Here is a 12,408-nt window from a genome sequence, read left to right as displayed (position 1 = left end):
GGGTCAGTCCGGCACGACGGTCTGCAGCGCCAGGGCATGCAGCGCGCCGCCCATATCGCCCTGCAGCGATTCATAGACCAGCTTGTGCTGCTGCACGCGGGTCTTGCCGCGGAACTGCTCGGATTTGACGGTGGCGGCCCAATGGTCGCCGTCACCGGCCAGGTCGCGAATCTCGATATCGGCGTCCGGCAGGGCCGCCTTGATCCGGCGTTCGATCTCGCTGGCATCCATGGGCATGGCTCATCTCCTTGTCGCCGCCGGCCAAGTGCCAGCATGGCTCATGATATGGCATGCGGGGGACAGGGCTTCAATATCGCGGGGCGCTATTGCGCCGGGGCGACGGGCTCGGCGTCCTGCTGGGTGGAGAAATTGGCCAGCACGTAATCCACGATCGGGCGGGCATTGGCGGCCGCCTCGGTGGCATAGATGCAGTCGAGCGTATAGCCATTGCCCTCGGCCACGGTCTCGGTGTGGACCACGGTCAGCGGCACGCCCTGGGGCGAATCGGTGCTGGTGCCCTCGTACATCAGGGCCGGATTGCTCTGATAGGCGGTGACGGCCTTGTTGGTCAGCGCGAAGCCCGGAAGCGTGGCCGACCAGCCCTGCGTGACGGCGGCATCGTCGAGCGCGGCCAGGGCGCCCTCGGCAGTCCAGCCTGCATCATCGGCGGGCACCACGGTCAGGATGCACTGCAGCGGAATATCGGGGTGGTTGATGGTCAGCGGACCACCGGCCTCGGCGGTCGCCATCATGGGGGTGGGATAGATCAGCGTATAGGGCTGATCGGGCAGGGGCGAGCCGGTGATATTGACCGTCTGCTCCTGAGCTGCCACCGGCATGCAAAACAGAGTGATGGCTGCCAGGCAGCCGATTGCCGGTTTCAGGTTCATTGTCGTCTCCAGTCGATTGCCGCTCCCGGAATGAGAACACTCCAAAGAGCGGCAGAGATAAGGCGGAAGCTGAACTATGCCGCCGCACCATCCATGTAGGTGGGGAACCAGCCCTCATGGGCGGCCTTGAGGTCGGCGACCGGGACAGCGCGGCTGCCGCCGAGCACCAGATCGGTGCCGCCGGTCGAGCCGATCCAGGCGCAGGCAATGCCCTTGTCGCGGGCTTCGTCCCACAGTGCCTTGATGGCGTCGCCCTGCGGGTCGAGGTTGACGGTGAGCAGATAGCGGCCCTGGTCCTCGCCGAAGAATTCCAGCACCGGATCGTGGCCGGCAATGCCGGTGACGGCAGCGCCGATGCCCGAGGCAATGGCCATTTCCGCCAGGCCGACGCCCAGGCCACCATCGGAGAGATCGTGGCAGGCAGTGACGACGCCCGAGCGGATGAGGCCGCGGACGAAATCGCCGGCCTTGCGCTCGGCGGCGAGGTCAACATGCGGCGCCGAACCGTCACGGCGGCCGAAGAGGTCGCGCAAATAAATCGACTGCCCCAGATGCGTGCCGCGTTCGGCCGGGCCGCCGATCAGCAGGATGGGCTGGTTGGCAGCGGCAAAGCCGATGCGGGCCATCTGGCTCCAGTCGGGCAGCAGGCCCACGCCACCAATGGTGGGGGTGGGCAGGATGCCGCGGCCGTTGGTCTCGTTGTAGAGGCTGACATTGCCCGAGACGATGGGGAAATCGAGTGCCTTGCAGGCCTCGCCGATGCCCTTGATGGCATGGACGAGCTGGCTCATGATTTCGGGGCGTTCGGGATTGCCGAAGTTGAGATTGTCGGTGGCGGCCAGCGGCTCGGCGCCGGTGGCGGTCAGGTTGCGCCAGGCTTCGGCCACGGCCTGCTTGCCGCCCTCGAAGGGATCGGCCTCGCAATAGCGCGGGTTGACGTCCGAGGTGAAGGCCAGGCCCTTGGTGGGGTGGCCATCGACGCGGATGACGCCGGCATCGCCGCCGGGGCGCTGCATGGAATTGCCCTGGATCAGGGTATCGTACTGCTCATAGACCCAGCGGCGCGAGCTCACCTGGTGGCTGCCCATCAGGGCGAGCAGGGCATCGGCCACGTCCATCTGCGGCACGTCGCCAGCGGCCAGGGGCGCGGCGGGGACGGAGGGCGTCCAGGGGCGATCATATTCGGGGGCTTCGTCGCCCAGTTCCTTGATCGGCAGATTGGCGACTTCATCGCCCTGGAACAGCACGCGGAAGCGCAGATCGTCCGTGGTCTTGCCCACGGTGGCGAAGTCGAGTTCCCATTTGACGAAAACGGCGCGGGCCTCGGCTTCCTTTGCGGGATGCAGCACCATGAGCATGCGCTCCTGGGATTCGCTGAGCATCATCTCATAGGGGGTCATGTGGGTTTCGCGCACCGGCACCTTGTCGAGGTCGAGCTCGATGCCCAGGTCACCCTTGGCGCCCATTTCGACGGCCGAGCAGGTCAGGCCCGCCGCGCCCATGTCCTGGATGGCGATGACGGCGCCGGTGGCCATCAGTTCGAGGCACGCTTCGAGCAGGCGCTTTTCGGTGAAGGGGTCGCCGACCTGCACGGTGGGGCGCTTTTCTTCGATGTCGTCGCCGAATTCGGCCGAGGCCATGGTGGCGCCGCCGACGCCGTCGCGGCCGGTCTTGGCGCCCAGATAGACCACCGGCAGGCCGACGCCTTCGGCCTTGGAGTAGAAGATCTTGTCGGTATCGGCCAGGCCCGCCGCAAAGGCATTGACCAGGATATTGCCGTTGTAGCGCTCGTCGAACTCGACTTCGCCGCCCACGGTGGGCACGCCAAAGGCATTGCCATAGCCGCCGATGCCGGCGACGACGCCGGACACGAGATGGCGGGTCTTTTCATGGTCGGGCGAACCAAAGCGCAGCGCGTTCATGGCCGCAACGGGACGGGCGCCCATGGTGAACACATCGCGCAGGATGCCGCCCATGCCGGTGCCGGCGCCCTGGTAGGGCTCGATGAAGCTGGGGTGGTTGTGCGATTCCATCTTGAAGACGATCGCCTGGCCATCACCGATGTCGACCACGCCGGCGTTTTCGCCGGGGCCCTGGATGACGCGCGGCCCGCTGGTGGGTAGGGTCTTGAGCCATTTCTTGGACGATTTGTAGGAGCAGTGCTCGTTCCACATCGCCGAGAAGATGCCCAGCTCGGTATAGGTGGGTTCACGCCCGATCAGATCGAGGATCTTCTGGTATTCCTCCGGCTTGAGGCCATGATCGGCGATGAGCTGGGGCGTAATCACGATGTCATTGGGGATGGTCATCAAACAGGGTTTCCGTAGGGCGGCTCTGGAAAATATTCCATTTGCGTCTGGGTCGAGCGGGCCATGTCCTGGCCGAAGAGGTGGCCCACGAGCCACAGGGACATGTCGATGCCGGCAGAGACGCCGGCTGAGGTGACGACGTTGCCGTCGTGCACGAAGCGCTGGTTGAGAATATAGGTGTGCGGCGCATGGGCGCGCAGGAAATCGAGCGCCCCATGGTGGGTGGTGGCCTGGCGGCCTTCGAGGAAGCCGGCGCGGGCCAAAAGGGTCGAGCCGGTGCAGACCGAGGTCTGCCATTTGGCACTGGCCAGATAGGGGCGAATTTCGGCGTTGAAGGCGTCATCCTGGGCCAGCGCGCGGGTGCCGCGTCCGCCGGGGATCAGCACGATGTCGGCCTCGGGCCGGTCGGCAAAGGCGAGGTCGGCGGTGATATGCAGGCCCTTGGCGCAGGTGATGGCGCGCTCGCGCCAGCCGACGGTATAGACATCGACGGGGGCGCCCAGCGAGCGGGCCATGGTGAAGACTTCCCAGGGGCCGACGAAATCGAGTTCTTCCACCCCTTCGAACACCAGGATGGCCAGGGTCAAGCGATGCTCAGTCATGGGCACTCCCTTGCTGCCGCCCCATGGTCTGGTCCAGCCCGATCACCAGGGCAAGCAATGCTGCCAGTGCCAGCGTCATGCCGGCGGCGTTGAACAGGACACCAGCATAGCCCAGCTTGAGCGCGTTGAGGATGGGATAGGGATATTCCTGCACCCAGACGCCGCGGGCCATGACATAGACGAAATAGACCAGCGTCGGCGCAACCATCATGGGCAGGTCGGTCCAGCGCAATTGGCCATGACGCACGCCCGCCAGCCACCACATCAGGTACAGCAGTGGGCAGACATAGTGCAGCAGATTGTCGGCGACCAGGAACAGGCCATCGAGCGCGGTCAGGTGGCGCAGCACAAGATAGACATAGAGGCCGACCAGCGTGATGCAGGCGGCCATCATGCCGCGAACCTGGGGCGTGCGGAACGGGCTGAGCCAACGTGCGCCCAGGATTTCGGACAGGTAGATCAGCACCAGCACGATATTGGTGAGGATGGTGTAATAGGCAAAGAAGGTCCCCAGAGCCCCGGGCACATCGCGGCCGGCGGCCAGATAGGCGGGGATTGACAGGCAGAACTGCAGCACCAGCCCGCCAGCGCCACACAGCAGTCCCAAATGGGTGAGCAGGCGGCGCGGGTTCATCTCAGGCTGCTGCGCCCAGCAGCCCCGAGAACAGCGCTCGCCCGTCGTCACCGCCATGCGCGGCCTCGATGAGGTTTTCCGGATGCGGCATCAGGCCGAGCACGTTCTTGGCTTCGTTGAAGATGCCGGCGATATCGTTGATCGAGCCATTGGGATTGGTGCCTTCGGCATAGCGGAAGGCGACGCGGCCATCGCCTTCGAGGCGGGCAAGCGTGTCGGCATCGGCAAAGTAATTGCCGTCGTGATGGGCGACGGGGCAGCGGATGATCTGGCCCTGGGTATAGCCGCGGGTGAAGGCTGTGTCCGCATTGGTCACCTCGAGCTTGACCTCGCGGCAGACGAATTTGAGCGAGGTATTGCGCATCAGCGCGCCGGGGAGGAGACCGGCCTCGATCAGGATCTGGAAGCCGTTGCAGACGCCCAGCACCTTGACGCCGGATGCGGCGCGGGCGCGGACGATGTCCATGATGGGCGAGCGGGCGGCAATGGCGCCGCAGCGCAGATAATCGCCATAGGAGAAGCCGCCGGGGATGACGATGAGGTCCACATCGGGGATCTCGGCATCCTGATGCCAGACAATGGCGGGGGCGGTGCCGGACACCTTGGTCAGGGCCGCGATCATGTCGCGGTCACGGTTGAGTCCGGGGAACACGATGACGGCGGATTTCATCGGCTTGTCCTCGCTGATGTCGGGTGTTGCGAGGCTCTTTTGGTGAGTCTTGGCGCAAAAGGCAAGGGCCGAGATCGCCCTTTCCCGGCCTTGGCTGGCCGGAAGCGGCCTACTCGGCGGCCGAGGGCGCCGCAGCGTTGCGCGGGCGGCTGGTGCCGGGCAGATGTGCCCAGGCCGGCCGCTCGAACAGGAAGCCGCCCAGGCCGGTGCGCAGCACCAGCCAATAGAGCACCAGCGGGGCGATGATGGCGATGGCCATGATGGCAAAGGTCAGCACGGTCGGCTCGATCAGGCCCAGCTTGATCAGCAACGTGCGGGCAATGCCCATGGGCAGCACGAAGGCGACATAGATGACCAGCGACTTGCTGCCCAGCCAGCGCAGCCAATCCATGGCGGGCAGGCGGGTGAGCAGCGCCGCAAGGGTGCAGAGCGCCGCCGTGCCGACTATGGCGAGCAGCAAATGCAGGCCGGGCAGGCCGCCAAAGCCCATCTGCGGGTGAATGGGGTGCATGGCAAAGCCGGGCGAGAAGACCAGCGCCGCATTGATGGCGGCCCAGACGGCAATGCCGGCGACCGCCGCGACGGCATGGTCGAGTGCCCAGTCGGCGAGGCGGAACAGCAGCGGGGCCAGCACATAGCCGGCATAGAAGAAGACGAAATAGGCGGCGAACTGGTCGACCAGATAGCTGCCGGTGTGGACAGCGGACATCTGCAGGATCGCGCCCACGCCAAACACCGCCCAGACCGGGGCCTTGAGGCTGTGCATCAGCTTGGTGACGGCGCCGACCACGGCCAGCAGATAGATGAACCACAGCACGCCATAGGGCTGGATCACGGCCCAGGCCAGTTGCTCGATGGCGCCCAATGGATCGGCGGCGAGCAGGCCGACCTTGAACACGATGTGGATCACGGCCCAGAGGGCGTAGAAATAAAGGTAATGCACCACGCGGCGATCGGCGAAGAGCGGCCAGGGCCGATCGATGACGCGGGCGAGGAACAGGCCCGAGATCATGAAGAACTCGGGCATGCGGAAGGGGGTGGCAAAGGCAATGGCCCAATGGAAGGCGCCGACGCCGCCGGTGTCCTCGCCCACGCTGGAGGCGGCATACATCATGACCACCAGAAAAATGGATAGGCCCTTGGCCATATCCACCCAGGCCATCCGCTCGGTCTGCTCACCCATGGTTCTGCACTCCCTGCATTTGGGGCGCAGCCTAGGCCGGCTTGCCTGCCATCTGGCTAACGCGAGGCCGCGGGAACGGGCTGATCTGCGGCTATGGTAAGCGCTCGGCTAATGGGGGGCTGCGGTTTGGATCAGTCGATCCGATAGGCGGAGAGGGGGCCGTCATCGGCAATGACAGTGCTGGCCAGCCGGGAGGGGTGGAGCCCGGCAGTCATGATCACCGACAGGGCACGCGCGCACTTGCCGCACACCAGCCAATAGGGCCTGGGCGTGGTGGTCAGCACCGGATCGACGGCATACTCGGTGCGCCTGCGCCAGTCGACGGGGCCGAGACGCTCGCCATTGTTACCGCTGATGTATGTGATGCCATGGATGGCGGCTGCCGTGGACAGGTTGAAATCCTGCCAGGCGATGAGCTGGCGGGATGGGTCAAAGCTCGGCCCGGCATCGGCGGCGATCACTGCGTAGAGGTCGGGCTTGCTCCAGATCGGATCGCCTAGCCGAACGGCGGACACGACAGTGCCGGCCACCACTTGGGGCAACAGCAAGACCACCAGCACCCAGCGTCGGGCGGCAGGCCCTGCGAAGAGGAAAGCCATGACGGCCAGCATCATCATGAACGCCGAATGCCAGGGCGATTGGCCATAGACCACGGCGGAGCCGACGGCGAAAACGGTGGTGAGAGCGAGCAGGGAAATCAGGGTAAACTTGTCGCGCCACAGGCCGTAGCAGAGCAGGGCGACCGTCAGCACGGCGGCGGGCCAGAGGCGCAAATCTGGCCAGGTCATGGGCCAGGCCAGGTTGTAGGCGATCAACTTGAACACGCCGGTGCTTGCGGGGACGCCTTCAGGATTACCCATGCCCGAGACGAGGGCACTGACGCCAAACAGCATGCCGAGGAGGGCCGGACCCACAAGGGCACTGAGCCGCGTGCCGCGATGGAGCTGGTGGAGCAGCCAGAAGCCGAACAGGAAGCCGGCAAAGAAGTGCAGTCCGCAGGACAATGCCATCACCCATGTGGCCGCTATCGGGCGACCTTGGCGCTGCAGCAGCATGGCTCCCAGCACGGCGGTGAGCACCAGGCCATAGGGACGGAAGTTGTGGCCCCAGGATTGCGCCACAACATGGGAGAACAGCAGCACGATCAGCAGCAGCAGTTCGCCACGGAGCAGGCGGGCGAGCAGAATGGCATTGCCGATGGCAACAAGCGTTGAGAAATAGCGGGCGTGGTTGAAGTCGGTGACCAGCGAAAGCCCGCGCAGCAGCCAGTACCAGAGCGGGGGATGCCCCTCACCGGGAATGGCGAAGAATTCCATGGGCGTAGCCAATGACTGCGCCCAGAGCCAGGCCTGGGCCTCGTCGCGCCAGGGGTCATGGGCGACCGCCAGGGCAATCTGCAGGACGATATAGGCCAGCACCACCACGATGGTGAGGATGCGGTCCGGGATGCTGATCCTGGCTGGCGTCGCCGCAGGGCTGGCCTCAGGCGATGCGACGGGGGACAAGGCGTTCCTCGATCTTGTCCGCACCCGCCGCCCCGCCCTCGTGGTAGTCGGCGTCCTCGTTGACACCCCAGACGTCAAAGGCCTTGCGCCCGGCCATAATATTGCGGGCCGTCAGCATGCCGGTCATCATGGCATGGTCCTGATTGTTATATTTGTGCATGCCGTTGCGGCCGGCCAGATGCAAATTGGTGAAGCGCGATTCGAGGCCTTCGGTGATGGTGTCGACATTGATCTTGTAGGTGTCGTCATAGACCGGATAGGCCTTGGGCTGGCGCACCACCGCGCCATCGACAATGTCCTCGGGGCTGGCGAGGCCGAGCTGGCCGATCTCGCGCTTGGCGCGGGCGATCAGGTCCGCATCGCTCATGTCCCAGGTTTCGTCACCGGCATTGCAGAAATATTCCATGCCATAGCAGGCGGTGTCCGGATCGGGCACCATATCGGGCGACCAGGACTTGAAGTTCTGGATGCGGCCAACTTTGACGCTGGGGTCGTGGATATAGATCCAGTTGTCGTCAAAGCTCTCCTTGCCGCGCAGGATCAGCCCGACGATGAGGAAATCGCGATAGCGCAGACCGGCGCTGGCGGCGGCCACGGCCGGTTCGTCATCGACGCCCAGCATGCGCACCAGTTCATTGATGGCGGCGGTCGAGACCAGATGGTCGGCGGTGACCTTGGTTTCCTTGCCCTCTGCGTCAGTGACAATGGCCACCCATTTGCCGGTTTCGGCATGCTGGCTGATGGCAGTGATGGACGAGCCCATCATCACCTGACCGCCCTGGGCGAGGATCTTGTCGCGGGCGCGTTCCCACATCAGGCCGGGGCCGAGGCGGGGGTAGCGGAAGCTGTTGATCAGCGTTTTGATGACGCCTTCGCCCTCGGCCGGCGTCTTGCCCAGGCCCAGGCTCTGGATGATGGCGGTATAGAGATCGAGCCCCTTGATGCGCTGTGCGGCCCAATCGGCTGAAATATCAGCGCAATCCATGCCCCAGACCTTCTCGGTATAGGTCTTGAAGAAGATCTCGAACAGGCGCCGGCCGAACTTGTTGACCACCCATTGCTCGAAGCTGACGACGTTCTGATAGGGGCGGATGCGGGCCCAGCCATAGGACAGCACACAGCGCAGCGCCTCGACCGGCCCCAGCTTGGTCAGCGCATCGGCGGCGCGCAGCGGATAGTCGAACAGCTTGCCATTGTAATAGATGCGGCTCGACCGCGGGCGGACCAGCAGTTCGTCGCCCATGATCTCGGTCCACCAGGCCTCGACCTCGGCGCTCTTGGAGAAGAAGCGGTGGCCGCCGATGTCGAAGCGATAGCCCTTGTAGTTCACCGTGCGGGAAATGCCGCCCACATAGACCGGGTCGCGCTCGACGATGGCCACGGACCGGCCGGCCTTGGTCAGTTCATAGGCCGTGGTGAGGCCGGCCGGGCCGGCACCGATGATCAGGGTCTGGACATTCATGGGCGCACAACTGCCTTGCTGGAAAGAAGCGCCCTGACGCCGCCGGCAAAGGAGACGTGCTTGTGCGCGAAAAACGAATAGAGGGTCACCACGACCACGGCGCCCAGATGGGCGAAGCGCTCGGGGGCGGCGTCGATGGGGAGATTGCTGAGCCAGCCGAAGAGGGGCAGGGCGAAGAGCTGAATCAGCGCAAAGGCCAGGACCAGGCGCAGCAGCAGCGTGCTCAGAGAGACCAGCACGAAGCTCAGCAGCTGGCGATGGGCGGCGCGGCTGTCGGCAGCAAAGACGAATCGGCGGGAGAGCAGAAAGTTGACGGCCATGCCGGCCAAGGCGCCCAGCACGATGATGCCGGCGTAGGCGAGCGGGTTGCTGGCCAGGCTGATGGCAAGCAGCAGCTGGACCAGCCCCACATCCACCACGGTGGCTGCGCCGGCCGACACCAGGTAACGTCCGAATGCGACCACAGACAAAGCCAGCACCAACCTGAACTCAAGATGGTTGGACGCTAGCCAATCGAAGTTAACAAAGGATCATTCCGCTGGCGGTACAGCGTTTTTTTGAATGCAATCGCGCGCTTGCGCGTCAGACCGGGACCGAGGCATAGGCCGCGAACAGCAGGCCGAGCGAAGCGATGAACATCACAGACAGAGAAATGATTTTAAGCATCGTCAGGGGATCCAGCACCACGTCTTGGCGCGTCGTGAGTTGTCGCATTTAAGCGTTAATTTGAGATTTCGATCGCGTAGTTTTCGATCACGGTATTGGCCAGCAGCTTGTCGCACATGGCAGTCAGCTGGGCGCGGGCGGCGGCAACATCATTGCCGTCCAGCACCAGGTCAAACACCTTGCCCTGGCGCACCGATTGCACGCCGGGAAAGCCCAGGCCGCGCAGCGATCCTTCGATCGCCTGGCCCTGGGGGTCGAGAACGCCGGCCTTGAGGGTCACGGTGACACGGGCTTTCATGGACATCTGCTCCGAAAGACTACTGAACGAGACGCGGACCGGTGGTCAGCGCATTTTCGGTTTCCACCAGAATGCCCAGGCGCTGGGCGACTTCGCGGTAGTTTTCGATCAGGCCGCCGAGGTTTTCGCGGAAGCGGTCCTTGTCCATCTTGTTGCGGGTCTTGACGTCCCACAGACGGCAGCTGTCGGGGCTGATCTCGTCGGCCAGCACGATGCGCATCAGGTCGCCCTCATAGAGGCGCCCGCATTCGATCTTGAAGTCGACCAGCTGGATGCCCACGCCCATGAAGAGGCCCGTGAGGAAATCATTGACGCGGATGGCCAGGCTCATGATGTCGTCGAGCTCAGCCGGGGTGGCCCAGCCAAAGGCGGTGATGTGCTCTTCGCTGACCATGGGATCATGCAGCGCATCATCCTTGTAGCAGAATTCGATGATCGAGCGGGGCAGCTGGGTGCCGGGCTCGAGGCCCAGGCGCTTGACCAGCGAGCCGGCAGCAAAATTGCGCACGATGATCTCGAGCGGGATGATCTCGACTTCCTTGATCAGCTGCTCGCGCATGTTGATGCGGCGAATAAAGTGAGTCGGGATGCCCAGGCCGTTCAGCTTGGTGAACACGAATTCGGAAATCCGGTTGTTCAGCACGCCCTTGCCGTCGATGATTTCATGACGCGCGCCGTCGCCGGCGGTGGTGTCGTCCTTGAAATACTGAACCAGAGTGCCGGGCTCAGGACCTTCGAACAAGATCTTGGCCTTGCCCTCGTAGATTTTGCGTCGACGGTTCATTGCAAATCCGGAACGTTGGGGGTGGGGAATTTGGCCGCTTCATGCGCCAGAACCATGCAAAAAGGCAAGCGGTTTCGCATTTGCTCTGGGGATCATCGGCGCAGGACGGGCAGGCCCGTGCATAAGGTCGCATGCTGCGGGAGCCCGTTGATTTGGCCAACTGAACCGCCTATGTCGATGCATTAGGGCCGCACAGGCGGCCGCGAGAGCCAAGCGGGAGAGTTGCATGAGCCAGTTTGAAGATCGCCAGAAGGGGCAAGAGGCCAAGTTCGCCTTCGACGCTGAGACCCGCTTCAAGGCAGAAGCCCGCCGCAACAAGCTGCTGGGCATCTGGGCGGCCGAGCTGATGAGTCTGTCGGGCGACGAGGCCAAGGCCTATGCCGCCGAAGTGGTGGCGGCCGATTTCGAGGAAGCCGGCGACGAGGACGTGTTCCGCAAGGTGTCGGGCGACCTCAAGGCCAAGGGCCTGAGCATTGGCGACGATGTGATTCGCACCAAGATGGCGCAGCTGGCCGTGGTGGCCAATGAGCAGATCGCCAAAGAGGGCTGAGCCCCCCAAAGCGCAAGAGTTGAGGGAGCAGGCATGGCCTGCTCCCTTTTTTTGTTTCTGCCCGACCCTGCGGCTGCGCCAAGGGTCTGGATTATTTTGTTTATTCCCAGACATTTGACCTAGCGCAAAGTTCTGGCCGTGCGGGCGTGCAGAATGGGGGCCTCTCAAGGAGGCCTATCATGACCATCATGACCGAACACAATTCTGCCAATCCCGCCAAGTCGCCGACCCGGCTGGGCATTCCGGTGCTGGGCACTTTTTATGACCGCTTTGCCGAGCCCTTTGCCTGGGTCGCCTTGCGCCTGGCTGTCGGGGCCGTGCTGGCCTATGAGGGCTGGGTTAAAATGGGCAATCCCATGGCCATGGCCGGGTTCGTCGAGAGCCTGCATTTCTATCCCGGCTGGTTCTGGTCGCCGGCTCTGGCTGTGGTCAATCTGGTGGGCGGGCTGTGCATCATGGCGGGCCTTTTGACCCGCCCATGGGCCTTGGCCAATGTGGTGATGCTGGCCGTCACCCTGTGGTTCCACTACACCCACCCCTATGGCCCGAGCTTTTTGACCGAGGCGGGGATGGCGCTGCTGGCCTCGCCCGAGGGCGCGCAGTATTTTACGGCCGATGCGCTGCGCCGGCTGGCCGATGGCGGCACCGGCTTTCTGGCCCAGGTGCAGGACAAGGCGATCTTTGCCTCGCTGTTCTGGACGGGTGCGGTGGGGCTCTTTGCGGCCTTTGGTGGCGGTGCGTGGTCGGTCGACCGCCGGCTCGGCTGGGAACTCTAGCCGCAGAGATGGTCCGGCCAATCGGCCGCGCCGCGCGGCGATGGCCGCAAGAACCGAGACGGGAGTCGGCGCGAGGCGC

Annotated in this window: 14 protein-coding genes; 2 read left to right on the top strand and 12 right to left on the bottom strand. The window is 64.2% G+C overall.

The window, feature by feature from the left end:
* Positions 1-3 precede the first annotated feature (3 nt).
* From E8M79_RS13280 to purC, 12 genes are all read right to left on the bottom strand, one after another.
* A complete protein-coding gene (locus E8M79_RS13280) occupies positions 4-237 on the bottom strand; it encodes a BolA family transcriptional regulator (RefSeq protein ID WP_137152360.1) in 234 nt (77 codons plus the stop codon).
* Between the two features lie 86 nt (positions 238-323).
* Positions 324-890, bottom strand: coding sequence for a hypothetical protein (locus tag E8M79_RS13275; protein WP_137152359.1), 567 nt, complete (start codon positions 888-890; stop codon positions 324-326).
* A gap of 74 nt (positions 891-964) precedes the next feature.
* Positions 965-3,199 carry a phosphoribosylformylglycinamidine synthase subunit PurL gene (gene purL / locus E8M79_RS13270; RefSeq protein WP_137152358.1) on the bottom strand — a complete coding sequence of 745 codons (2,235 nt, stop codon included), beginning with the start codon at positions 3,197-3,199 and terminating at the stop codon, positions 965-967.
* Entirely contained in the window at positions 3,199-3,801 is a 603-nt protein-coding gene (locus E8M79_RS13265; protein WP_205747911.1) for a DJ-1/PfpI family protein, read from the bottom strand. Before E8M79_RS13265 ends, purL begins: the two co-directional genes overlap by 1 nt.
* Positions 3,794-4,435 carry a Pr6Pr family membrane protein gene (locus E8M79_RS13260; protein ID WP_137152357.1) on the bottom strand — a complete coding sequence of 214 codons (642 nt, stop codon included), beginning with the start codon at positions 4,433-4,435 and terminating at the stop codon, positions 3,794-3,796. The genes E8M79_RS13265 and E8M79_RS13260 overlap by 8 nt, the downstream gene beginning before the upstream one ends.
* Before the next feature lies 1 nt (position 4,436).
* Positions 4,437-5,105: a phosphoribosylformylglycinamidine synthase subunit PurQ gene (purQ, locus tag E8M79_RS13255; RefSeq protein WP_137152356.1), complete on the bottom strand. Its 669-nt coding sequence runs from the start codon at positions 5,103-5,105 to the stop codon at positions 4,437-4,439.
* A 109-nt stretch (positions 5,106-5,214) separates the two neighbouring features.
* Positions 5,215-6,288: an acyltransferase family protein gene (locus E8M79_RS13250; protein ID WP_137152355.1), complete on the bottom strand. Its 1,074-nt coding sequence runs from the start codon at positions 6,286-6,288 to the stop codon at positions 5,215-5,217.
* Between the two features lie 131 nt (positions 6,289-6,419).
* Entirely contained in the window at positions 6,420-7,793 is a 1,374-nt protein-coding gene (locus E8M79_RS13245; protein ID WP_137152354.1) for a hypothetical protein, read from the bottom strand.
* Positions 7,771-9,255 carry an NAD(P)/FAD-dependent oxidoreductase gene (locus tag E8M79_RS13240; RefSeq protein ID WP_137152353.1) on the bottom strand — a complete coding sequence of 495 codons (1,485 nt, stop codon included), beginning with the start codon at positions 9,253-9,255 and terminating at the stop codon, positions 7,771-7,773. Before E8M79_RS13240 ends, E8M79_RS13245 begins: the two co-directional genes overlap by 23 nt.
* A complete protein-coding gene (locus E8M79_RS13235) occupies positions 9,252-9,734 on the bottom strand; it encodes a GtrA family protein (protein ID WP_171015850.1) in 483 nt (160 codons plus the stop codon). The genes E8M79_RS13240 and E8M79_RS13235 overlap by 4 nt, the downstream gene beginning before the upstream one ends.
* A 242-nt stretch (positions 9,735-9,976) precedes the next feature.
* A complete protein-coding gene (gene purS, locus E8M79_RS13230) occupies positions 9,977-10,219 on the bottom strand; it encodes a phosphoribosylformylglycinamidine synthase subunit PurS (RefSeq protein WP_137152351.1) in 243 nt (80 codons plus the stop codon).
* A gap of 19 nt (positions 10,220-10,238) precedes the next feature.
* A complete protein-coding gene (purC, locus tag E8M79_RS13225; protein WP_137152350.1) occupies positions 10,239-11,003 on the bottom strand; it encodes a phosphoribosylaminoimidazolesuccinocarboxamide synthase in 765 nt (254 codons plus the stop codon).
* A gap of 226 nt (positions 11,004-11,229) precedes the next feature.
* On the opposite strand from purC, the gene E8M79_RS13220 reads away from it, so the two are divergent.
* Entirely contained in the window at positions 11,230-11,553 is a 324-nt protein-coding gene (locus E8M79_RS13220) for a DUF1476 domain-containing protein (protein WP_137152349.1), read from the top strand.
* Between the two features lie 179 nt (positions 11,554-11,732).
* The gene (locus E8M79_RS13215) at positions 11,733-12,329 is read left to right on the top strand and encodes a DoxX family protein (RefSeq protein WP_137152348.1); all 597 of its coding nucleotides are present in this window, start codon (positions 11,733-11,735) and stop codon (positions 12,327-12,329) included.
* Positions 12,330-12,408 lie beyond the last annotated feature (79 nt).

The organism is Devosia sp. FKR38 (assembly GCF_005222805.1).
GTDB lineage: Bacteria > Pseudomonadota > Alphaproteobacteria > Rhizobiales > Devosiaceae > Devosia.
Note: the sequence above shows the minus strand (reverse complement) of the source record. Positions and strands in the feature narration are given on the sequence as shown.

Excerpts from the sequence above, each read along its gene's own strand:
- purL (WP_137152358.1), bottom strand. The coding sequence starts at position 3,199 with ATGACCATCCCCAATGACATCGTGATTACGCCCCAGCTCATCGCCGAT.
- E8M79_RS13215 (WP_137152348.1), top strand. The coding sequence starts at position 11,733 with ATGACCATCATGACCGAACACAATTCTGCCAATCCCGCCAAGTCGCCG.
- E8M79_RS13250 (WP_137152355.1), bottom strand. The coding sequence starts at position 6,288 with ATGGGTGAGCAGACCGAGCGGATGGCCTGGGTGGATATGGCCAAGGGC.
- E8M79_RS13240 (WP_137152353.1), bottom strand. The coding sequence starts at position 9,255 with ATGAATGTCCAGACCCTGATCATCGGTGCCGGCCCGGCCGGCCTCACC.
- E8M79_RS13220 (WP_137152349.1), top strand. The coding sequence starts at position 11,230 with ATGAGCCAGTTTGAAGATCGCCAGAAGGGGCAAGAGGCCAAGTTCGCC.
- E8M79_RS13265 (WP_205747911.1), bottom strand. The coding sequence starts at position 3,801 with ATGACTGAGCATCGCTTGACCCTGGCCATCCTGGTGTTCGAAGGGGTG.
- E8M79_RS13275 (WP_137152359.1), bottom strand. The coding sequence starts at position 890 with ATGAACCTGAAACCGGCAATCGGCTGCCTGGCAGCCATCACTCTGTTT.
- E8M79_RS13260 (WP_137152357.1), bottom strand. The coding sequence starts at position 4,435 with ATGAACCCGCGCCGCCTGCTCACCCATTTGGGACTGCTGTGTGGCGCT.
- E8M79_RS13280 (WP_137152360.1), bottom strand. The coding sequence starts at position 237 with ATGCCCATGGATGCCAGCGAGATCGAACGCCGGATCAAGGCGGCCCTG.
- purQ (WP_137152356.1), bottom strand. The coding sequence starts at position 5,105 with ATGAAATCCGCCGTCATCGTGTTCCCCGGACTCAACCGTGACCGCGAC.
- purC (WP_137152350.1), bottom strand. The coding sequence starts at position 11,003 with ATGAACCGTCGACGCAAAATCTACGAGGGCAAGGCCAAGATCTTGTTC.
- purS (WP_137152351.1), bottom strand. The coding sequence starts at position 10,219 with ATGAAAGCCCGTGTCACCGTGACCCTCAAGGCCGGCGTTCTCGACCCC.